General features: G+C 69.0%; 18 protein-coding genes. 6 read left to right on the top strand and 12 right to left on the bottom strand.

Features of this window, described 5'->3' with window-relative positions; genetic code table 11:
• The coding region (gene uvrA / locus IBX53_RS08390; protein ID WP_290907877.1) for an excinuclease ABC subunit UvrA at positions 1 to 2,848 on the bottom strand (2,848 nt) is incomplete at its 3' end.
• A gap of 161 nt (positions 2,849 to 3,009) precedes the next feature.
• Between uvrA and IBX53_RS08385 the strand changes: the two genes are divergently transcribed.
• The 4 genes from IBX53_RS08385 (at position 3,010) to IBX53_RS08370 (ending at position 6,851) form a co-directional block, all read left to right on the top strand.
• Positions 3,010 to 4,398: an MFS transporter gene (locus IBX53_RS08385; RefSeq protein WP_290907876.1), complete on the top strand. Its 1,389-nt coding sequence runs from the start codon at positions 3,010 to 3,012 to the stop codon at positions 4,396 to 4,398.
• A 99-nt stretch (positions 4,399 to 4,497) separates the two neighbouring features.
• Positions 4,498 to 5,160, top strand: coding sequence for a single-stranded DNA-binding protein (locus IBX53_RS08380; RefSeq protein ID WP_290907874.1), 663 nt, complete (start codon positions 4,498 to 4,500; stop codon positions 5,158 to 5,160).
• 36 nt (positions 5,161 to 5,196) lie between these two features.
• The gene (locus tag IBX53_RS08375) at positions 5,197 to 6,090 is read left to right on the top strand and encodes a sugar nucleotide-binding protein (protein WP_290907872.1); all 894 of its coding nucleotides are present in this window, start codon (positions 5,197 to 5,199) and stop codon (positions 6,088 to 6,090) included.
• Positions 6,087 to 6,851, top strand: a complete 765-nt coding sequence (locus IBX53_RS08370) for a 1-acyl-sn-glycerol-3-phosphate acyltransferase (protein ID WP_290907870.1) — start codon at positions 6,087 to 6,089, stop codon at positions 6,849 to 6,851. Before IBX53_RS08375 ends, IBX53_RS08370 begins: the two co-directional genes overlap by 4 nt.
• A 123-nt stretch (positions 6,852 to 6,974) precedes the next feature.
• On the opposite strand, the gene fabB is transcribed toward IBX53_RS08370, so the two are convergent.
• Both fabB and fabA read right to left on the bottom strand, forming a co-directional pair.
• Positions 6,975 to 8,192, bottom strand: coding sequence for a beta-ketoacyl-ACP synthase I (fabB, locus tag IBX53_RS08365; protein ID WP_290907867.1), 1,218 nt, complete (start codon positions 8,190 to 8,192; stop codon positions 6,975 to 6,977).
• 14 nt (positions 8,193 to 8,206) lie between these two features.
• On the bottom strand, positions 8,207 to 8,722 hold the full coding sequence (gene fabA, locus IBX53_RS08360; protein ID WP_290907865.1) for a 3-hydroxyacyl-[acyl-carrier-protein] dehydratase FabA: 516 nt from the start codon (positions 8,720 to 8,722) through the stop codon (positions 8,207 to 8,209).
• A gap of 234 nt (positions 8,723 to 8,956) precedes the next feature.
• Here fabA and IBX53_RS08355 point away from each other — a divergent pair, with 234 nt between their 5' ends.
• Entirely contained in the window at positions 8,957 to 10,822 is a 1,866-nt protein-coding gene (locus IBX53_RS08355) for a bifunctional diguanylate cyclase/phosphodiesterase (protein ID WP_290907880.1), read from the top strand.
• On the opposite strand, the gene IBX53_RS08350 is transcribed toward IBX53_RS08355, so the two are convergent.
• From IBX53_RS08350 to IBX53_RS08310, 9 genes are all read right to left on the bottom strand, one after another.
• Positions 10,775 to 11,254 (bottom strand): DUF2878 domain-containing protein, encoded by a 480-nt coding sequence (locus IBX53_RS08350; RefSeq protein ID WP_290907878.1) that lies wholly within the window; start codon positions 11,252 to 11,254, stop codon positions 10,775 to 10,777. The genes IBX53_RS08355 and IBX53_RS08350 overlap by 48 nt on opposite strands.
• Positions 11,255 to 11,314: 60 nt before the next feature.
• A complete protein-coding gene (locus tag IBX53_RS08345) occupies positions 11,315 to 12,586 on the bottom strand; it encodes a cyclopropane-fatty-acyl-phospholipid synthase family protein (protein WP_290907863.1) in 1,272 nt (423 codons plus the stop codon).
• A 12-nt stretch (positions 12,587 to 12,598) separates the two neighbouring features.
• Positions 12,599 to 13,363: a DUF1365 domain-containing protein gene (locus IBX53_RS08340; protein ID WP_290907861.1), complete on the bottom strand. Its 765-nt coding sequence runs from the start codon at positions 13,361 to 13,363 to the stop codon at positions 12,599 to 12,601.
• Positions 13,360 to 14,715, bottom strand: coding sequence for an NAD(P)/FAD-dependent oxidoreductase (locus tag IBX53_RS08335; RefSeq protein ID WP_290907859.1), 1,356 nt, complete (start codon positions 14,713 to 14,715; stop codon positions 13,360 to 13,362). Before IBX53_RS08335 ends, IBX53_RS08340 begins: the two co-directional genes overlap by 4 nt.
• Entirely contained in the window at positions 14,712 to 15,503 is a 792-nt protein-coding gene (locus tag IBX53_RS08330; protein WP_290907856.1) for an SDR family oxidoreductase, read from the bottom strand. Before IBX53_RS08330 ends, IBX53_RS08335 begins: the two co-directional genes overlap by 4 nt.
• A 52-nt stretch (positions 15,504 to 15,555) precedes the next feature.
• Entirely contained in the window at positions 15,556 to 15,996 is a 441-nt protein-coding gene (locus IBX53_RS08325; RefSeq protein WP_290907854.1) for a nuclear transport factor 2 family protein, read from the bottom strand.
• Positions 15,997 to 16,029: 33 nt separating this feature from the next.
• The gene (phrB, locus tag IBX53_RS08320) at positions 16,030 to 17,445 is read right to left on the bottom strand and encodes a deoxyribodipyrimidine photo-lyase (RefSeq protein ID WP_290907851.1); all 1,416 of its coding nucleotides are present in this window, start codon (positions 17,443 to 17,445) and stop codon (positions 16,030 to 16,032) included.
• A 7-nt stretch (positions 17,446 to 17,452) separates the two neighbouring features.
• Positions 17,453 to 18,394 carry a MerR family transcriptional regulator gene (locus IBX53_RS08315; RefSeq protein ID WP_290907848.1) on the bottom strand — a complete coding sequence of 314 codons (942 nt, stop codon included), beginning with the start codon at positions 18,392 to 18,394 and terminating at the stop codon, positions 17,453 to 17,455.
• 76 nt (positions 18,395 to 18,470) lie between these two features.
• Positions 18,471 to 19,508 carry an FAD-dependent oxidoreductase gene (locus IBX53_RS08310; RefSeq protein WP_290907844.1) on the bottom strand — a complete coding sequence of 346 codons (1,038 nt, stop codon included), beginning with the start codon at positions 19,506 to 19,508 and terminating at the stop codon, positions 18,471 to 18,473.
• A 118-nt stretch (positions 19,509 to 19,626) separates the two neighbouring features.
• Between IBX53_RS08310 and IBX53_RS08305 the strand changes: the two genes are divergently transcribed.
• Positions 19,627 to 20,532 (top strand): TIGR01777 family oxidoreductase, encoded by a 906-nt coding sequence (locus IBX53_RS08305; protein ID WP_290907841.1) that lies wholly within the window; start codon positions 19,627 to 19,629, stop codon positions 20,530 to 20,532.
• The last annotated feature ends 88 nt before the right edge of the window (positions 20,533 to 20,620 follow it).

Raw genomic sequence — 20,620 nt, 5'->3', positions numbered from 1 at the left:
CCGGCTCGGCCTTGTGTTGTCGGGCGCGTTCCAGCAGCGGCTTGAGGAACCGACCGGTGTGGGAGGCGTCCATCTTCGCTACCTGCTCCGGGGTGCCCTCGGCGATGATGCGCCCGCCGCCTGAGCCGCCCTCGGGGCCCAGGTCGATCACCCAGTCCGCGGTCTTGATCACGTCCAGGTTGTGTTCGATGACCACGATGGTGTTGCCATGGTCGCGCAGGCGGTGGAGCACGGTGAGCAGCTGGCGGATGTCCTCGAAGTGCAGCCCGGTGGTGGGCTCGTCGAGGATATAAAGCGTCTTGCCGGTGTCGCGCTTGGCCAGCTCCCGGGCCAGCTTGACCCGCTGGGCCTCGCCGCCGGAGAGGGTGGTGGCGCTCTGTCCCAGGCGGATGTAGGAGAGCCCCACGTCGAGCAGGGTCTGCAGGCGCCGGGCGATGGCCGGCACCGGGCTGAAGAATGCCAGCGCCTCCTCCACGGTCATCGCCAGTACCTCGTCGATGGTCTTGCCCTTGTACTGGATCTCCAGGGTCTCGCGGTTGTAGCGCTTGCCCTTGCAGACGTCGCAGGGCACGTAGATATCCGGCAGGAAATGCATCTCCACCTTGATCATCCCCTCGCCCTGGCACGCCTCGCAGCGCCCGCCCTTGACGTTGAAGGAGAAGCGCCCCGGCTTGTAGCCGCGTGAGCGCGCCTCCTGTGTGCCGGCGAAGAGTTCGCGTATGGGCGTGAAGATGCCGGTGTAGGTGGCGGGATTGGAGCGCGGCGTGCGGCCGATGGGGCTCTGGTCGATGTCGATGACCTTGTCGAGCTGGTCGAGCCCCTCGATGCGCTCGTGGGGCCCGGGGGTCAGGCTGGTGGCGTGGTTGAGCTCCCGGGCGGCGATGGGCATCAGCGTCGAGTTGATCAGGGTCGACTTGCCGGAGCCCGAGACGCCAGTGACGCAGATGAACAGCCCCAGGGGCAGCTCGAGGGTGACGTCCTGCAGGTTGTTGCCGGTCGCGCCTACCAGGCGCAGCACCTTCTCCGGGTTGCCGGGGATCCGCCACGGGGGGACCTCGATACGCCGGGTGCCGACCAGGTACTGGCCGGTGAGAGAGTCGGGATTGGCCATCACCGCCTCGGGGGTGCCCTGGGCGACGATGCGACCGCCATGCACACCGGCCCCCGGGCCGATGTCCAGCACGTGATCCGCGGCACGGATGGCGTCCTCGTCGTGCTCCACCACGATCACGGTATTGCCCAGGTCACGCAGGCGCTCAAGGGTCTTGAGCAGGCGGTCGTTGTCGCGCTGGTGCAGGCCGATGGAGGGTTCGTCGAGGATGTACATGACCCCCACCAGGCCGGCGCCGATCTGGCTGGCCAGGCGGATGCGCTGGGCCTCGCCGCCGGAGAGGGTCTCGGCGCTGCGCTCCAGGTTGAGGTAGTCGAGTCCCACGTTGACCAGGAACTCCAGGCGGGCGTGGATCTCGTTGATGATCTTCACGGCGATCTCGCCGCGCCGCCCCGGCAGCGTCAACGTCTTGAAGTAGGCCCAGGCCTCACCGATGGGCAGTCGAACCATCTCCGGCAGGTTGCGTTCGTCGATGAAGACGTGACGCGACTCCTTGCGCAGCCGCGAGCCATGGCAGGTCGGACAGGGCTGCACGGCAATGTAGCGGGCCAGTTCCTCGCGAACCATGTTGGACTCGGTCTCGCGGTAGCGACGCTTGAGGTTGGGCAGCACCCCTTCGAAGGGGTGCTGGCGGGTCACCTTCCGGCCCCGGTCGTTGACGTAGTGGAAGGCGATCTCGTCGTGGCCGCTGCCATGCAGGATCACCTCGCGCTCGTGGCGCGCCAACTCCTGCCAGGGAGTCTCCAGGGTGAAGCGGTAGTGTTCCGCCACCGACTGAAGCTGGTTGAAGTAGAAGACGCTGCGCCGATCCCAGCCCTTGATGACGCCCTCGGCCAGGGAGAGCTCCGGATGGCTGATCAGCTTCTCGGGGTCGAACACCTGCTGCACCCCGAGCCCGTCGCAGCTCGGGCAGGCGCCGGCCGGGTTGTTGAAGGAGAACATGCGCGGCTCGAGCTCGGCGATGGAGTAGCCGCACACCGGGCAGGCGAAGCGCGCCGAGAAGGCCAGGTCGTCGCGCTCGCCATCCATGAAGTGGACCATGGCGATGCCGTCGGACAGGCCCAGGGCCGTCTCGAAGGACTCGGCCAGGCGTTGTTGGAGCCCCTCGCGGACCTTGATGCGGTCCACCACCACGCTGATATCGTGTTTCCTGTTCTTGTCCAGAGGCGCGATGTCGTCGAGCTCGAGCACCTGGCCGTCGACCATGGCGCGCACGAAGCCCTGGGCGCGAAGCTCGGCGAGCAGCTGCAGGTGCTCGCCCTTGCGTCCCTTGACCACCGGGGCCAGCAGCATCAGCTTGCTGCCCTCGGGCAGCGCCAGCACCTGGTCGACCATCTGGGAGACCGTCTGGGCCTCCAGGTCCTCGCCGTGCTCCGGGCAGCGGGGGGTGCCGGTGCGGGCGAACAGCAGGCGCAGGTAGTCGTAGATCTCGGTAATGGTGCCCACGGTGGAGCGGGGGTTGTGGGAGGTGGACTTCTGCTCGATGGAGATCGCCGGAGACAGCCCCTCGATATGGTCGACGTCGGGCTTCTCCATCATGGACAGGAACTGGCGGGCGTAGGTGGAGAGCGACTCCACGTAGCGGCGCTGCCCCTCGGCGTAGAGAGTGTCGAAGGCCAGCGACGACTTGCCGGAACCGGAGAGTCCGGTGACCACGATCAGAGCGTCGCGGGGCAGCTCGACATCGATATCCTTCAGGTTGTGGGTGCGGGCACCCCTCACCAGAATCTTGTCCATTCCCACCTCGGGCGCACGGCAAAAGAGCGATTATACGGGGCCGGCCGCCGTGGCGGCAAAGTGACGTCGGGACGCGGCTTTCCCTGGGTGGCGGCGAGCCGCTAGAATATGCGATTCACTCAGGGGTGCAACGCACCCGAGCATGGAACGTCATCCTCCCTATGCGAAAGGTTTCCGGGCTGCTGCTGTCCAGCGAGCGGCGCGCCATCACCGGGCTGGCCAGCCTCTATGCCACGCGCATGCTGGGCCTGTTCATGGTGCTGCCGGTACTGGCGCTCTACGCCGACGAGCTGGCCGGTGCCACGCCGCTGCTGGTGGGGCTGGCCCTGGGCGTCTATGGCCTCACCCAGGCGCTGTTGCAGATTCCCTTCGGCGCGCTCTCCGACCGCCTCGGCCGCAAGCCGGTGATCGCCTTCGGCCTGCTGCTCTTCATGGTCGGCAGCGTGGTGGCGGCCCAGGCCGACACCATCGGCGGGGTGATCCTCGGCCGCTGCCTGCAGGGCAGCGGGGCGGTGGCTGCCGCCATCATGGCGCTGCTCGCCGACCAGACCCGCGAACAGGTGCGCACCGCGGCCATGGCCACCATCGGGCTCTCCATCGGCGTGGCCTTCGCCCTGGCCATGGTGCTGGGCCCCTGGCTGGCCGCCGGCTTCGGCCTCTCGGCGGTGTTCTGGTTCACCGCGGCGCTGGCCGTCCTGGGTCTGCTGGTGCTGTGGAAGCTGGTCCCTCCCGCGCCGCGCCGCCTCCAGCACCGGGACGTGGGCATCGAGCGCAGCCAGCTGGCCGCGACCCTGGGCCGTGCTGACCTGCTGCGCCTGGATCTCTCCATCTTCGCCCTGCACCTGATCCTGATGGCGATCTTCGTCGCCGTCCCCTTCCGGCTGGTGGAGGCCGGTATCGCAGTGGAGCGTCACGGGCTCACCTATCTGGGCGTCATGCTGCTGGCCTTCGCCGGCATGGTGCCGCTGGTGATCCTGGCCGAGAAGCGCCGCCAGATGAAGGCGATGTGCCTGCTGGCCATCGGCGCCATCAGCCTCAGCCTCGGCGGGCTTGCGGGCCTGGGCGACGGGCTGTGGAGCCTGTTCGGCTGGCTGCTGCTGTTCTTCATCGCCTTCAACCTTCTCGAGGCCACCCTGCCCTCGATGCTCAGCAAGCTGGCGCCGGCGGGAGCCAAGGGCACTGCCATGGGGGTCTACTCCACCAGCCAGTTCCTCGGCGCCTTCCTGGGCGGGGTGCTGGGCGGCTTCCTCGCCCAGCAGTGGGGACTGGCCGCGGTGTTCGTCGGCTGCGGCCTGCTGGGGCTGGTGTGGCTGGCGCTGATGGCGGGCATGACGCCGCCACCCCACCTGGCCAGCGAGGTGGTGGCGCTGGATGACGAACACCAGGGTGCAGCCCTCGAGAGCCTGGCGGCCCGCTTCGCCGAGGTGGCCGGGGTCGAGGACGTGCTGGTGGTCCCCGAGGATCGGCTGGCCTATCTCAAGGTGGACCGCCGGCGCCTCGATGAAGAGGCCCTGGCAAGAGTGATCGATAATCGCAAGGAGCGGGCCTGATGGCGGGCCCGCCACGTCTGGCTCGCAAGCAGGCGCTCGATGCGCCATCCTGCAGGCCTGCCTGCAGTCTCAAGCATTCATGACAGCAAGGAGTCCAACATGGCCCGTGGCGTCAACAAGGTCATTCTGATCGGCAACCTGGGACAGGATCCCGAGGTTCGCTTCCTGCCCTCCGGGGCCCCGGTGGCCAACCTGCGGCTGGCCACCACCGATACCTGGATGGACAAGCAATCCGGCCAGCGCCAGGAGCGCACCGAGTGGCACACCCTGGTGATGTTCAACAAGCTGGCCGAGATCGGCCAGCAGTATCTCAAGAAGGGCTCTCGCATCTACGTCGAGGGTCGCCTCCAGACCCGCAAGTGGCAGGGGCAGGACGGCCAGGATCGCTACAGCACCGAGATCGTCGTCAACGACATGCAGATGCTCGACTCCCGGGCCGGTGGCGGTGACTTCCAGGGCGGCGGGGCCCCCCAGGGTGGCAACATGCCCCCGCAGGGTGGCGGCTACGGTGGCCAGCCCCAGCAGGGCGGCTATGGCGGCGCTCCCCAGCAGCAGGGCGGCGGCTATGGCGGTCAGCCCCAGTCGCCGGCCCAACCCCAGCAGCGTCCCGCTCCGACCCCGCCGGCGGGGCAGCCCCAGGGGGGGCAACCAGGTAGGCAGCAGGGCAACCAGCAGAGCAACCAGCAGAGCAACCAGCAGAGCAACTACGGGGCTCCGGATCCGGGCAGCTTCGATGATTTTGATGACGAGATTCCGTTCTAGGATGCAGCGACTCGTCGGGGGCAGGGAGGAGCACGAGTGAAGCTGCTGATACTGGATGCCGGCCACTGCCTGAGCCTGGCGCTGGCCCGGGAGGTCAATCGGCGCAGCGATACCGAACTGGTCATCGACGCCGGCAGCGTGATCGATGCCGAGCGGCTCGCCGAGGTGGCGCCGGATGCCCTGATCATTCCCCCGCTGTCGCGCCCCATCCGTGCCGCGCCGGCCGAGGTGACCGCCCACGCCGAGGCGGTGGAGCAGTGCATGGAGGTGTGCCGGGAGGCCGGCGTGCCGTTGGTCTGGTGCGTCTCCGACCAGCTCTACGAGGATGGCTTCGCCGAACCCATCGACGAGCACGTCATCCCGCGGCCCCGGGACGAGAGCCTGCGCCGCCTGGTGGTCACCGGTGATCGCATCCGTGCGGAGTACCCGCGACATCTGATCGTGCGCCTGGGGCCGCTGTTCGCCCTGGAGGGCGGTCATGCCTGGCTGGGGGAGCTGATCGACACCCTGGTGGCGGGGCGGGAGGTGCGCGGCGAGGCCGATGTCACCTGCTGTCCCACCTCCGCCGACGCCGTGGCCATGTCGCTGATCGGCATGCTCCAGCAGCAGCACTGCGGCGCCGAGGCCTGGGGCAGTTACCACCTGGCCGGCACCGAGCCGATCAGCGTCTACACCTTCGTCTCCATGGTGCGCACCCAGCTCGCCACCCGGCTCGAGGGGCTCGGCAAGCCGGCCGCCCTGGGTGAGGTGAAGGCCCTGCACCACCACCACGACCATCCGCTGCGGCGGGTGCTCAACTGCCGGCGGGTGCTGGAGGTGTTCGGCGTCCATCAGAAGCCCTGGCGGCTGGAGGTGGGACGGATGCTGGACGCCTGGTGCGAGGTCAACCATCGCTGCCATGAGCCGCCGGAGGAACCATCGCCCTCATGAATGCCCTGCGCAGCCTGCTCTTCTACGTCGGCTACTTCCTCATCATGCTGGTGTGTGGCCTGCTGTTCGTGCCGCTGGCGCCACTGCTGCCGCTGGGCAGCCGCTACCGCCTGCTCAACGTCTACAACCACCTGATCACCGCCTGGTTTCGCTGGGCGTGCGGGGTGCGCTACGAGATCCGTGGACGCGAGCGCCTGCCTGCGGGCCCCTGCGTGATTCTCTCCAACCATCAGAGCGAGTGGGAGACCATCTACCTGCAGGTCCTCAAGCCGCCGATCTGTACCGTGCTCAAGCAGGAGCTGCTGCGTATACCGCTGTTCGGCTGGGGACTGCGCCTGCTGCACCCCATCGCCCTGGACCGCAGTCGGCCGGCCCGGGCCATGAAGCAGGTGCTCACCCAGGGCAGGCAGCGTCTGGAGGAGGGGCTCTCGGTGCTGATCTTTCCTGAGGGGACCCGGGTCGCGCCGGGGCAGCGCAAGCGCTACAACAAGGGGGGAGCGGTGATCGCCTGTCGTGCCGGCGTGCCGGTGTTGCCGATCGCCCACAACGCCGGCGAGCGCTGGCCGGGGCGCCACTGGGTCAAGAACCCGGGGCGGCTGTCGCTGGTGGTGGGCGAGGCCATCGAGACCACGGGGCGCTCCCCGGATGAGGTGATGGTCGAGGTGGAGGCCTGGATCGAGGCGCGGTTGGCCGAGATCTCCGAGGTCCCGCGGCCGGCCTCGCCGACGCCGGCGGCTACCGCCGAGAAGGGCGCGGTCTGAGACGAGGCCCCGCGAACGCAAGGCCCCTCATTCATGGCAAGGGCCCTGGCAACGCAATGAGGCGCCCCGCGGGGCGCCTCATTGCATTCGAAGCCGAGGCCCGTGGGCCCCGGCCCTTGAACATCAGTCCGCGAACTTCTCCAGCACCAGGCAGGCGTTGGTGCCACCGAAGCCGAAGCTGTTGGAGAGCACCCGCTCGACCTTCACGTCGTCGCGACGCCGCATCACGATGTCGAAGCCGTCGGCCTGCTCGTCGAGGGTCTCGATGTTGGCCGAGGCGGCAATGAAGTCGTTCTCCATCATCAGCAGCGAGTAGATTGCCTCCTGCACGCCGGTGGCGCCCAGCGAGTGACCGGTGAGCGACTTGGTGGAACTCATGGCCGGCGTGCTGTTGCCGAACACCTCGCGGATCGCCTTGAGCTCGGCCACATCGCCCACCGGGGTGGAGGTGCCGTGGGTGTTGATGTAGTCGATCTTGCCGTCCACCGTGGCCAGGGCCTGGCGCATGCAGCGTACCGCGCCCTCGCCGGAGGGGGCGACCATGTCGTGGCCATCGGAGGTGGCGCCGTAGCCCACGACTTCGGCGTAGATCCTGGCGCCTCGGGCTCGGGCGTGCTCCAGTTCCTCGAGCACCACCATGCCGCCACCGCCGGCGATGACGAAGCCGTCGCGGGCCTGGTCATAGGGGCGGGAGGCCTTGTCGGGGGTGTCGTTGTACTGGGTGGAAAGCGCGCCCATGGCATCGAACAGGCAGGAGAGGGTCCAGTGTTCCTCCTCGCCGCCGCCGGCGAAGACCACGTCCTGCTTGCCCATCTGGATCTGCTCCATGGCGCTGCCGATGCAGTGGGCCGAGGTGGCGCAGGCCGAGGAGATGGAGTAGTTGACGCCCTTGATCTTGAAGGGCGTGGCCAGGCAGGCGGAGACGGTGCTGCCCATGGTGCGGGTGACCCGGTAGGGCCCCACCCGGCGCAGGCCCTTCTCGCGCATGATGTCGGCGGCCTCGACCTGGTTGGCGCTGGAGGCGCCGCCGGAGCCGGCGATCAGGCCGGTGCGCTCGCTGGAGACCATCTCCGGGGTCAGCCCCGAATCCTCGATGGCCTGGGCCATGGAGACGTAGGCATAGGCCGCGGCATCACCCATGAAGCGGCGCAGCTTGCGGTCGATCAGCGCGTCCAGGTCGATGTCGACGCTGCCGGCGACCTGGCTGCGGAAGCCGCGCTCGGCGTACTCTTCCTTGAAGCGGATACCGGAACGCCCTTCCTTGAGCGCCTCGAGAACAGCCTGACGGTCGTTGCCCAGGCAGGACACGATGCCCAGGCCGGTGACTACCACTCGTCGCATGGAAGCCTCCTGATTCAGAAGTTCGCGGTGGAGGTAAACAGGCCGACGCGCAGGTCGGTGGCCTGGTAGATGTCGCGGCCATCGACCGACACGGTGCCGTCGGCAATGCCGAGGATCAGGCGCCGGGTGATGATACGCTTGATATCGATCTTGTAGGTGACCTTGCTGGCTTCGGGGAGGATCTGGCCGGTGAACTTCACCTCGCCACAGCCCAGGGCGCGACCGCGCCCTGGATGGCCGAGCCAGCCCAGGTAGAAGCCGACCAGCTGCCACATGGCGTCCAGACCCAGGCAGCCCGGCATCACCGGGTCGCCGGGGAAATGGCACTCGAAGAACCACAGCTTGGGGTCGATATCCAGCTCGGCGATCAGCTCGCCCTTGCCGAAGTCGCCGCCATCCTCGTAGATGCGAGTGATGCGGTCGAGCATCAGCATATTGGGAGCGGGTAGCTGTGCGTTACCCGGGCCGAACAGCTCGCCGCGGGAGCAGGCGAGCAGTTGGTCGCGATCAAAGGAGTGTTGCTTGGTCACTGGGTCATTCCGAAGGTCGAAGTTATTGTGCGCGTGAGGCGACAGGCCGCCGCCAGGCGACTGCCGGTAAGTCTACTGTCCGCGCAGGGGGAATGCACGCCAGGCGCGCTTCGCTGTCGCCCCTTGCCGGCGTCAGCGTGGAACTACCGCCTGGTCCGAGAGGGTACAGTAAAGGCGAAAGCGGCCGATGAATTGATGTTCCCTGCCCATTTCACCCATGAGTCGACCAACGCCATGTGGCCACCCTTCTCCCTGAATCGCCCGCTGGTATGGGTGGGCCTTGCTGGCCTTTCTCTCAGCGTCTGGCTGCCCGACCTGGCACTGCGCGGCGTCGCCATCGTTCTGGTGGGGCTCGGCCTGGCCGACGCCTGGCGGCAGGTGCGTCGCGAGAATCAGCACGCAAGGCTGTGCCAGGAGGCGCTGGCGCTGACCGAGGATGGCGTCATCATCACCGACGCCGCCAACCGTATCCTCGCCGTCAACCCCGCCTTTACCCGGATCACCGGTTTCAGTTTTGCGGATGTGCGTGGCCGCAATGCCACCTCGCTCGCGGCGTCGCGCCACGATAGCACCTTCTTCGAGCGCTACTGGCAGACCCTGCAGAGCACCGGGCGCTGGGAGGGGGAGATGTGGAACCGCCGCAAGCATGGCGACGAGTACCCCGAGTGGCTGCGCGTGCGGGCCGTTTCCGATGCCGGCGGGCGGCTCAACCATCATGTCTGCCTGTTCACCGACATCTCGATGCACAAGGCCCGCGAGCGCGACCTACGCCGGATCGGCTTCGAAGACCCCCTCACCGGCCTGCCCAACCGGCGCCGCCTGCACGACCTCATGGGCTCACGGCTGCGCCATCTGCGGGCGGGCGAGAGCCTCGACATGGCGCTGATCGACATCGATGGCTTCAAGGCGGTCAATGACTCCCTCGGCGTGGAGCAGGGCGACCGCCTGCTGGCGCGATTCGGCCAGCGCCTGGCCCACCAGATGGCCGGCGGTGTGGTGGGGCGCCTCGGCGGCGATGAGTTCATGGTGATCCGCACCACCACCTTCGACGATCACGACAAATGGGTCGTCGGTCTTCGCGCCCACCTCGCCGAGCCTTTCGAGCTTCCGGGGCACTCGCTGCGCCTGGGGCTGACCATCGGCAGCTGCCGCGCCCCAGAAGATGGCCGGGAGTCCGGCACCCTCTTCCAGCGTCTGGAGTCGGCGCTCTATGCCGCCAAGCGCCACGGACGCAACCATAGCCAGCGCTTCCGTACCGCCCTGGACGTGCAGGAGAGCCCCCAGCTGGGAATGGTCAACGACCTGCGCCACGCCCTGGCCACCGGCTCCCAGCTGGAGTTGCACTACCAGGCGCAGCACCGCCTCGACGATGGTGGCCTGGTGGGCTGGGAGGCGCTGCTGCGCTGGCGCCACCCCCGCGACGGCCTGATCTCGCCGGTCGACTTCATTCCCCTGGCAGAGCGCCACGGGCTGATGGCCTCGCTGGGGAACTGGGTCATCGACGAGGCGCTGGCCTGCCTGTCGCGCTGGCGCCGCCTGGGGATGCCCGAGCGGCCGGTATGGATCAACGTCTCCGCGCTGCAGATGTTCCAGGGCGAGCTGGAGTCGACGCTCAGCGCGGGGCTCGCCCGCCATGGGGTGCCCGCCAGGCTGCTGGGGCTGGAGATCACCGAGTCGGTGCTGCTTGACGAGCGCGCCGGAGACATCGCCCCGCGGCTGGAAGCGCTGCGTGCACTGGGACACCTCGTTGCCATCGACGATTTCGGCACCGGCTACTCGTCGCTGGGCTACCTCAAGCAGCTGCCGCTGGACAAGCTCAAGCTCGACCGGACCTTCGTCCGTGCGCTGCCCGGCGATCGTGCCGATAGTGCCATCGTGACCGCGGTGCTGGCCATGGCCCGGGGGCTCGACCTGGAGGTGATCGCGGAGGGCGTCGAGACCGAAGCCCAGCGTGACTTCCTGCTGGCGGCCGGCTGCGACCTGGTTCAGGGCTTCCTCTATGCGCGCCCGGAACCGACAGACGCCATCGAAGCACGCTGGCTGCCGGCGCGGTCAGGCGAGGGAAGTGCGGCGATCGCCGCGGCCGAGGCGAACGGTTAGCCACAGGCAGAGCAGGCCCCACACCAGCGCCTGGGCCGGAAGCAGCCAGGGCGCGAGTGCCACATCGGCCAGTCGGGCACCGGCGAAATAGGAGGCCGGGCCGCTGATGGCGCCCCCCAGCACGGCGAGCCAGGGGCGCTGCCACAGCCAGGCCAGCGAGTGGTGAAGCAGGGTGGCGAACAGCGGCCAGAGCAGCCACATCCACAGCGGCAGCACGCCGAACACCAGCGGCTGGTCGCCGAAGTCGAAGCCGCCGGCCAGCGTCAGGCCTCCGTCCACCACCAGGCCCAGCGCCGCAAAGCCCACCAGCCAGCGCCACTCGCCGGGCCGCGCCTGCCAGGCCAGGTGCAGGGTCAGCACGACGCTGGCGGCCAGCGCCGCGATCCAGGAGCCGCCCAGCACGCAGGCCATCCAGCCCAGTTCGAAGGCCACCAGGTTGAGCAGGGCCCGCCGGGTGCCAGGCTGGCGCAGGGCCGATGGCAGGGCCATCGGTCAGTGGCTGCCGGTCAGGGGGGCGGGGCGAGCGCCGGGCTTGGCCAGCAGCAGGTGGCAGGTGCCGATGCTGCGTTCCAGGAAGCCGCCCTCGCAGTAGCACAGGTAGTAGCGCCACATGCGGATGAAGCGTTCGTCATAGCCCAGCTTGCGCACCCGCTCGAGATTGGCCTCGAAGCGATGGCGCCATTCGCGCAGGGTGCGCGCGTAGTGGGTGCCGATCTCGTCCAGGGCCAGCACGTTCATCGAGGTGCGCCGGGCCAGGCCGTCGAGGATGGCGCGGTGGGAGGGCAGGAAGCCGCCCGGAAAGATGTAGCGCTTGATGAAGTCCATCTCTCGCTTGGCCGCCTCGAAGCGCTGGTCGCGGATGGTGATGGCCTGCAGCATGGCCAGGCCGTCGTCGGTCAGCAGGCGATCCAGGGTGGCCAGGTAGGTGTCCAGGTACTGGTGCCCCACCGCCTCGATCATCTCCACCGAGATCAGCCGATCGAAGCGCCCCTCGAGCTCCCGGTAATCCTGCTTGAGCAGGGTGATGCGGTCCCCCAGTCCCTCCTCCTCGATGCGCCGCGCGGTGTGGGCGTACTGCTCCTCGGAGATGGTGGTGGTGGTGACCCGGCAGCCGCGGGTGCGGGCGGCGTGGATGGCCAGCCCGCCCCAGCCGGTGCCGATCTCCAGCAGGTGGTGTTCGGGGCGCACGTCGAGGCGGTCCAGCATCAGGTCGAGCTTGAAGGTGGAGGCCTCCTCCAGGCTCGCTTCCGGGAAGGGAAATACGGCGCTGGAGTACATCAGGTGGTGCTTGTCCAGAAAGGTGGCGAACAGCTCGTTGCCGATATCGTAGTGGGCGGCGATATTGCGCCGTGACCCCTTCAGGCTGTTGCGCTGCAGGCGATAGAGGGCGGCCATCAGCCAGCGCCCCAGTCGTGCCGTGCCGTTCTCCATCTCGCCGTTGACCCGCTCCAGATTGGCGGCGAGCAGCCGTATCAGGGCGACCAGATCGTCGACGTCCCAGTCCCCGTCCATGTAGGCCTCGGCGGCCCCCACGGTGCCGCCCAGCGCCAGGCGCTTCCAGGCGCGGGTGTCGCGCACCACCAGGGTCACGTCCAGGGGGCCGCCCTGGCCGAGGCGATGGCGGCGGTGTCCCTCGATCAGGGTCACCTGGCCGCCCTCCAGGCGGTCCAGTTGCTTCAGCAGCCGCGGCCGCAGCCAGCGGGTCAGGCGATCGGGCTCCTCCACGAGGGGCCGGTTGGTGCTTTCAGAGCGCAGGGTGTTCACGACGAACTCTCCTTAACGGGAACTCGGGTCAGGACCGGGGTGGTCATGGATCGGCACGCGCTTGAGCCACAGCCGCAGTGCCTCGAAGTGGATGCCGGCCAGGGTCTTGAGGCTGATCCAGGGCTGGCGTGCCAGGGTGCCCAGCAGCACGCCGCGGGTCGCCGGGCGGGCCTCCAGGGTCAGGGTGGCGTCGAAGGGGCGCGCGTCTCCCTGCCAGGTCTCCATGTGCATCATCAGCCGCTCTTCCGGGGTGTTGAAGCGCCAGCGGTAGGTCATGTCCATGGGGTTGAAGGGTGAGACATGCATCATCTTGGCGAAGGTGGCTTCGTGGCTATGGCGGCCTGGCGGCACCTCGCAGGCATAGCGGGCCCGCTCGCCCCAGGGCACATTGGTCACCTCGCCGAGCACGGCGCGCAGTTCGCCATCGTCATCGAAGGCGTAATAGAGAGAAACCGGGTTGAAGCCGACCCCCAGGGTGCGTAGCTGGGTCAGCAGGCAGATGCGCCCGCTCGGGGCCCAGCCGAGCTGGCGCTCCAGTTCCTCGCGGACAACCTGCCCGAGGGGCCGGTCATGGGGGGCAAGGTAGTCCTCGCGGCGGAAGCGCGCCAGGGCGGGGCGGCGAGCACTGAAGCCCGGGACGCCGTCGAACAGCTCGGGCAGCTCATCCAGATCCAGCCAGGCCATCCACACCCGGTAGCTGAAGGTGTGGTGGCGCGGCAGAAACCGCCGATGGCGCAGTGTGCCGCGGTAGATGCGCGAGCGGGGCGTGGTGATCATGCCACGGCGCCCTCGACGACCTCGGGTGCCCAGCCCGGCTCACCGGGGCGCGGCGAGTCCTCGTCGCAGCCCAGGCCGCGGGCGACACGGAGTGCGCTCCACACCCCATCCTCGTGGAAGCCGTTTCGCCAGTAGGCGCCGCAGTAGTGGGTGCGGAAGGCGGGGCCGGATATCTCGGCATGGCGCGCCTTGGCCGCCTCGCCGGCCAGGGTGAACTGGGGGTGTGCATAGGTATAGCGGCCCAGCACCTTGTCCGGATCGATGGCCTCGCCGTCGTTGAGGGTCACGCAGAAGGTGTGGGGCGCCTCCAGGCGCTGGAGGATGTTCATGTCATAGGTCACCGAGATGCGCTCGCTCTCGCCACGCCCGTCGAGGCGGTAGTTCCAGCTCGCCCAGGCCCGCCGCCGGCGGGGCAGCAGGCGGGTATCGGTATGCAGCACCACCTCGTTGTCCTGGTAGGGCAGCGCGGAGAGGACCTCCTGCTCGGCGGGGGTAGGATCCTCCAGCATGCCCAGGGCCTGGTCGGCGTGGCAGGCCAGCACCACCTCGTCGAAGTGCTCCCTGCCGGCGTCGGTGCGTACCTCCACGCCATCGGCCAGACGGCGAATGCCGCGCACCGGGGTCGACAGCCGGATGCCCCCCGCGTAGGGCGCGGTCAGCGCCGGTATATAGCTGCGCGAGCCGCCCACCAGGGTGTACCACTGGGGGCGATCGCTCACCGAGAGCAGGCCGTGGTGGCGGAAGAAGCGCACGAAGAACTGCAGCGGGAAGTCGCGGAGGTCCCGAAGGCTCGCCGACCAGATGGCGGCCCCCATAGGCAGTAGGTAGTGGCGCTGGAAGGTCTCGCCGAAGCCGCCGGCGTCGAGCCACTCCCCGAGGGTCATGGCCGGGTCCAGGCTGCCGCCCTCGAGGGCCTCGATCGCCTCGCGGTTGAAGCGCAGGATGTCGCGCAGCAGGCGATAGAAGCTGGGGCGCAGCAGATTGCGGCGTTGGGCGAACAGGCTCGCCAAGGTATGGCCGTTGTACTCGAAGTCGCGGGCGGTCTCGTGGACCGAGAAGCTCATCTCGGTGGGCTGGGAGAGCACGCCGAGCCGCGCCAGCAGACGCTGAAAGTGTGGATAGGTCCAGTCGTTGAAGACGATGAAACCGGTATCTATCGCATAGTGCCTTCCGTCCAGTTCGACATCCATGGTGGCGGTATGGCCGCCCAGGCGGTCGGCAGCCTCGAAGAGGGTCACCCGGTAGCGGCTCGACAGGTACCAGGCGGCGGCCATGCCACCGATGCCACTGCCGATCACGGCGATGCGGCGTTCCGGCTCCGATGCCCCGGGGTGGCGATGAAAGGCGGTCATGGGGCGTTCTCCGACGTGGTGGCCGGGCGTACCAGACGCAGGCCGAGGCGGTGGCGCAGCGAGGGGGGCAGGATGCCCGCCAGCTTCAGAAGCAGGGTGAAACGGCGCGGGAAGTGGATATCCAGGCGATGGCACGAGAGGCCGTCCAGGATCGCCTCGACGGCCTGCTCGACTCCGACTCGCATCGGCATCGGGAAGTCATTGCGATCGGTGAGCGGGGTCTTCACGAAGCCGGGGTGTATCAGGCTCACGTCTATGCCCTCGCCGTGGAGGTCCAGGCGCAGGGATTCTAGAAAGTGGCTGAGGGCCGCCTTGGAGGCGCCGTAGGCCTCGGCGCGGGGCATCGGCAGATAGGCCGCAGCGCTGGAGGTGGCGGCGAGCAGCGGCCGGCCGCCGTCGGCACGGGCCCGGCGCAGCAGCGGCAGGGCCGCCGCGATGCAGTAGACGGCGCCGTGAAAGTTCGGGGCGAAGACCCGCTCCACCAGATCGACATCGAAACGGTCGGCTTCCAGGTACTCGCAGGTGCCGGCATTGAGCAGCGCCAGGTCGAGGCCGCCGAACGCCGCGGCGATCTGCTCGCCGGCGCGCGCCACGGCCTGGCGGTCGCTCACGTCCAGGGGCAGCAGCAGGGCGTTGTCGTGCCCGGCGGCCAGCGCCTCGAGATCTGCCTCGCCCCGGGCACTGAGCGCGACCCGGTGGCCATCGGCCAGCAGGCGCTCGGCGAGGGCGCGGCCGATGCCGGAGGTGGCGCCGGTGAGCCAGATGCGTTGAGTGCCGGATAGAGACATGCAACCTCCAGTGATCGGTATCCTGCTGCCGGAGTGGCCGCCGGGGGTTCCGTCAGCCGTCGAGTCGTCGTTTCACCAGCCGGATGGCGCCGCCGAGCAGCGGCAGGCGCTCGTAGAGCATGGCGCCGGCGTCGAAGTAGTCCTGGTGACGCGCCACCCTGCCATCCGCGGCGAAGGTCAGGTGCGAACAGCCCGATACCCGTATCTCGCGCCCCCCATCGAGCCGCGGATGGGTCAGGTGCATGGTCCAGGTGGCGAAGGCCTGATCACCCGAACTCTGTCGCTCATGAAAGTCGAACCGGCACGCTGTCACGTTCTCGTACAGGGTCGCGAAGTAGTGCTCCAGGGCCCTGCTGCCCTCTATACGGTGCAGCGGATCGATAAAGAGCACATCGGGAGTATAGAACTCGTAGAGATCTTTTGTACAGCTCTTGTCTAGCTTATTGAAGAAGGCGCAGAAGGCCTCCAGCCGCTGGTCTGCTGTCGCTGCCATGGGGGGGCTCCTGAATCGGTCGTTGCCGCGGTGTCAGTCGGCCTTCAGCGCCTTGAAAGCGTCGAGGGCCCGGGCCCGGGCCGCCTTGTGGTCGACGATGGGGGCGGGATAGTCGACGCCGCCGAGCAGGTCACGGGGCGGTGCATGGCGGGCCTTCGCCGGCAGCTCGGCCAGCGCCGGCAGCCATTCGGCCAGGAAGGTGCCTTCGGGGTCGAAGCGCTGCGACTGGGTGGTAGGGTTGAAGATGCGGAAGTAGGGGGCGGCATCGGTGCCGGTGGAGGCGGCCCACTGCCAGCCGCCGTTGTTGGCGCAGAACTCGCCATCCACCAGATGGCGCATGAAGAAGGCCTCGCCGCGGCGCCAGTCGATCAGCAGGTGCTTCGCGAGGAACATGGCGGTGATCATGCGCAGGCGGTTGTGCATCCAGCCGGTGGCGACGAGCTGGCGCATGGCGGCATCGACGATGGGGTAGCCGGTGCGCCCCTCGCACCAGGCGGCGAAGCCTGCGTCGTCGTCGCGCCAGGCGAGCCCCTCGGTATGGGCCTGGAAGGGGCGATAGCGGCACACCCGGGGGAAGCCCACCGCCACGTGGCGATAGAACTCGCGCCACACCAGCTCGTTGACCCAGGCCACGAGGCCGGCGTCGCCCTCGGCCAGGCTGGCGTCGTTCTCGGCCAGCACCGCCTGCAGGCACTGGCGGTGGGAGATCATGCCCAGCGCCAGGTAGGGGGAGAGCTCGCTGGTGCCGCGGATCGCCGGGAAGTCGCGCTGCTTCGCGTAGTGGCGACCGCGAAAGCGCAGGAAGCGCTCCAGCCGGTCGGCGGCAGGGCCCTCGCCGGCGGGCCACTGGCGGCCATCGATGGGCGCCTTCTCGAGCTCGGGCAGCGTGGGGAGCGGGTCGCTGGCGATGCCGGTCGGCGCCTGGGGGGCGGGGGTCTCGGCCAGGGCCAGGCGCTGTGCCGTCAGCTGGCGATGCCAGCTTTTCGCGAAGGGGGTGAAGACGCCGTAGTAGTCGCCCTTGCCGGTGAGCAGCTCCCCCGGGGCAAAGGCCACGCTGTCGTGGTGGCCATGGGTCTCGAGCCCGGCGTTCCGGAAGGCGGTGGCCATGGCGGCATCGCGGCGCTGCTCGTCCAGGGGGTACTCGTGGTTGAAGTGCAGGCCGCTGGCGCCGGTCTCCCGGGCGAGGGCCAGCAGCGCCGCCGGGGCCTCGGCGAAGTCGTCGATGTCGCGGTGCAGCAGCGGGATGTTGAGCCCGGCCAGCGCCTCCTGGAGGGCCACCACGCCCCGGGCGCGGAAGTCGAGCGCGTTGGCGCCGTGGCCGTGGCGCTGCCAGTGGGGCAGGGCGCGCAGGAAGACGGCCACCACCGGGCCGCGGGCGGCGGCCGCGGCCAGGGCGCGGTTGTCATGGACGCGCAGGTCGCTGCGAAACCACATCAGGGTGAGGGGCATGGTGTGCTCACGTCGTCAGGGGCAGCCGGGGCAATCGGGTCAGGGGCAGCAAGGCGGATAGCTGCGTCATTGCCTGGCCCAGGTCATCGCCCAGCACCGCCACGCGGCTCTCCTCCAGGTCGGCCTCGCGGATGCGCGCCACCGGGCCGCACAGCGCCAGCGGCACCTCCAGCTGCTCCGCCAGGCGTGGCAGCTGGCGGCGTACCAGATCGCTGCGCCCCGCGTGGCTGCCGGCCATCAGCACGCCGCTGGCGCCCAGCGCCTCCACCGCCAGGGGCATCTCGCCGAAGGGCAATGCCGAGTCCAGCAGCTCCACCCGGTAGCCGCAATCGCTGGCCGCCAGAGCCGCCAGCAGTCGCCACAGGGTGCCGGGGTCGTCGGGCAGCGGCACCATCAGTAGTACCGGGCCCGGTGCGAGGGCGTTGGCGTGGAGCAGGCGGGTGCCGATGCGGGTGCGCAGGAACGCCTCCAGGCTGAGTCGCTGCAGGGTATCGCCGAGCCGTTCGCCCCAGCGCTCTTCCAGCGCCTGTACCGTGGGCGCCCACAGCTCGGCGATGCACACCGGCACCGGATAGAGCGAGAGCGACTGGGCGTAGAGGGTCTCCAGGCGCGCGAGGTCCAGGGCCTCCACCGCGGTGACCAGCTGCGCGCGCTGCCCTGGCCAGTCGCTGGCGTCGGCCATCGGGGCCTCGCTGGCCTCGGGGCGGTCGAGCAGCTCGCGCACCTGGCTCACCGGCACCCCGCGATTGAGCCACTGCAGGATCTGCTCCACGCGCTCGATGTCTTCCCGGGCGTAGAGGCGGTGCCCCTTGGGCGTGCGCTGGGGCTTGATCAGCCCATAGCGCCGCTCCCAGGCGCGCAGTGTCACCGAGTTCACGCCGGTGAGGCGTGAGACCTCGCGAATCGGGTAGAGCGGCGTATCGCCGGCGTGCTGTGCGGGGTCGCTCATGGCTGGCAGGACCTCCTGGCCCCGGCGGCGATGCGTGTCTGGGCGTGAGACATGACGAACTCCTGTCACGGTCGATTCAGGTGGCGTCGGCGGCCAGGGCTTCGCCGAGATGGTGGCCGGAGAGCCAGGCGTCCTCGATCCGCGGGCCGCGCCAGGCGTCGCCGCACAGCGCAAGGCCGCTGGCCGAGCGTCGATAATCGAGGTTGACGGCTTCGCCGCCGGCGAAGACGTCGGGTTGGGCGTAGCGCCAGCGGTGGGCGCCCAGGGCGCTGGGCTCCGGCAGGAGGGTGCCGTCGGGCAGCGCCTGCTGGAAGGCGTCGAGCAGCGCTTCCACGATGGTCTCGGGGCTGTCCTCCAGGCGCGCCTCGCTCCACTCGAGGTTGGCCAGCAGGCTCAGGCTCTCGCCCTGGCCCTGGCGACCGGGCTTGAGCTGGTTGCGGACCACGAAGCGCAGCCGCGGATCGTTCACCCGCACCGCCTGCCAGTCATCGTCGACGCCGGACAGCGCCGGCAGGGGGGCGTCGAACAGCGCCCAGGCGGCCCAGCAGGGGCGCTGGATCACCGACTCGCAGGCCTCGGCCAGGGTCGCGTCGTGGGGCGCTACCAGGGCATGGGCCTGGGGTGAGGGGGCGCTGATCACCACCCGGGCGAAGGGGCCGTGGTGCTCGCCGTGCTCATCCACCAGCTGCCAGTGTCCGGCACTTCCCTCCAGGCGTTCGATGCGGGTCTTCGCCTTCACCGTCAGCCCCTCGGCCAGGTGGCGAGTCACGGCGTTCATGCTCGGGGTGCCGCACAGACGCTCCAGGTCATCCTCGTGACGTTGCCAGCTGCCCCGCTGCGCCGACCACAGCGAGACGGGCCAGGGGGCGATGCTGCCGGCCTTTTGCCAGCCCTCCACGGCGCGGCGGAAGGTGGCGTCGCGGACGCTGAAGAACTGGGCGCCCAGGTCCAGCACGGCATCCGGCAGGCGGCGGCTGGACATCCTGCCGCCGGCGCCGCGGGCCTTGTCGAACAGGGTGGCCGGCAGGCCGGCGGCGTCCAGCGCCCGGGCGCAGGCGAGTCCGGCGATGCCGGCGCCGATGATGGCGGTATGCTGGGAGGTATCGGAACGCATGGCGGCGTCACCCTCTGTGGTTTTCAGCTAGACTAGCAGAAGTGTACAACAGCTGTATAACCCATGGCAGATGCCAGTCATCTCGGACACATTTCACGACAGATATCAGGAGGTCTCGATGCGAGTGCTGATCACCGGCGGCAGCGGATTCGTGGGGCAGCGGCTGTGCCAGCAACTGGCCGAGGTGGGGCATCGGCTGCTGGTGGTGTCCCGGGACCCCGAGGCGGTGAGGTCGCGGCTGCCCGGGGGGACGGATATCCGTCGCTCGGTGCTGGACTTCGTGGATACGCCACCGGAGGCCATCGTCAACCTCGCCGGCGAATCCATCGCGGGCAAGCGCTGGAGCGACGACCAGAAGAAGCGGCTGATCGACTCGCGGGTCAATATCACCCGCGATCTGGTGATCCTCTGCGAGCAGCTCAAGGCCAGCGGCGACCGGGCTCCCCGGGTCATGGTCTCGGCCTCGGCGATGGGGTACTACGGCGACCAGGGGGATCGCGAGGTCAGCGAAGAGACGCCGCCCCACGACGAGTTTGCCCACCGGCTCTGCAAGCGCTGGGAGGACACCGCCCTGGAGGCGAAGGACTTCGGCACCCGGGTGGTGCTGCTGCGCATCGGCCTGGTGCTCGACACCGGCGGTGGCAGCCTGCAGAAGATGCTGCCGCCCTTCAAGCTGGGCCTGGGCGGACGCTTCGGCGACGGCAAGCAGTTCATGCCCTGGATTCACCGCGAGGATCTGGTGCACGCCATCCTCTTCCTGCTCGACAACGACGAGCTCGAGGGGCCCTTCAACGGCAGCGCCCCGCACCCGGTCACCAACGCCGAGTTCACCCGCACCCTCGCCAGCGCGCTCAAGCGTCCGGCGATCTTCCCGGTGCCGGCCATCGTGCTGGAGACCGCCTTCGGCGAGATGTCGCGGCTGCTGCTCACCGGCGCCGACATGCGTCCGAAGCGCCTCCAGGAGGCGGGCTTCCAGTTCCAGTTCGAGACTCTGGAAGCCGCCCTGGCGGATATTTTTGGCTAAAGGCCAAGCGGCCAAGGGGCGCCGGGGACAGGCCGAAGAGGAGGTCCTATGCCAGGGATGGCATCGGTAGCGCCCAGGGATGGGTTCA

It is taken from the genome of Halomonas sp. (assembly GCF_014859505.1).
GTDB lineage: Bacteria > Pseudomonadota > Gammaproteobacteria > Pseudomonadales > Halomonadaceae > Halomonas.
This window is presented reverse-complemented; position numbering and strand designations above follow the sequence as displayed.

What these genes read in the sequence shown, in the direction of transcription:
- IBX53_RS08385 (WP_290907876.1), top strand. Translation starts at nt 3,010, where the DNA reads ATGCGAAAGGTTTCCGGGCTGCTGCTGTCCAGCGAGCGGCGCGCCATC.
- IBX53_RS08380 (WP_290907874.1), top strand. Translation starts at nt 4,498, where the DNA reads ATGGCCCGTGGCGTCAACAAGGTCATTCTGATCGGCAACCTGGGACAG.
- IBX53_RS08370 (WP_290907870.1), top strand. Translation starts at nt 6,087, where the DNA reads ATGAATGCCCTGCGCAGCCTGCTCTTCTACGTCGGCTACTTCCTCATC.
- fabB (WP_290907867.1), bottom strand. Translation starts at nt 8,192, where the DNA reads ATGCGACGAGTGGTAGTCACCGGCCTGGGCATCGTGTCCTGCCTGGGC.
- IBX53_RS08355 (WP_290907880.1), top strand. Translation starts at nt 8,957, where the DNA reads ATGTGGCCACCCTTCTCCCTGAATCGCCCGCTGGTATGGGTGGGCCTT.
- IBX53_RS08340 (WP_290907861.1), bottom strand. Translation starts at nt 13,363, where the DNA reads ATGATCACCACGCCCCGCTCGCGCATCTACCGCGGCACACTGCGCCAT.
- IBX53_RS08335 (WP_290907859.1), bottom strand. Translation starts at nt 14,715, where the DNA reads ATGACCGCCTTTCATCGCCACCCCGGGGCATCGGAGCCGGAACGCCGC.
- IBX53_RS08330 (WP_290907856.1), bottom strand. Translation starts at nt 15,503, where the DNA reads ATGTCTCTATCCGGCACTCAACGCATCTGGCTCACCGGCGCCACCTCC.
- IBX53_RS08325 (WP_290907854.1), bottom strand. Translation starts at nt 15,996, where the DNA reads ATGGCAGCGACAGCAGACCAGCGGCTGGAGGCCTTCTGCGCCTTCTTC.
- phrB (WP_290907851.1), bottom strand. Translation starts at nt 17,445, where the DNA reads ATGCCCCTCACCCTGATGTGGTTTCGCAGCGACCTGCGCGTCCATGAC.
- IBX53_RS08315 (WP_290907848.1), bottom strand. Translation starts at nt 18,394, where the DNA reads ATGAGCGACCCCGCACAGCACGCCGGCGATACGCCGCTCTACCCGATT.
- IBX53_RS08310 (WP_290907844.1), bottom strand. Translation starts at nt 19,508, where the DNA reads ATGCGTTCCGATACCTCCCAGCATACCGCCATCATCGGCGCCGGCATC.
- IBX53_RS08305 (WP_290907841.1), top strand. Translation starts at nt 19,627, where the DNA reads ATGCGAGTGCTGATCACCGGCGGCAGCGGATTCGTGGGGCAGCGGCTG.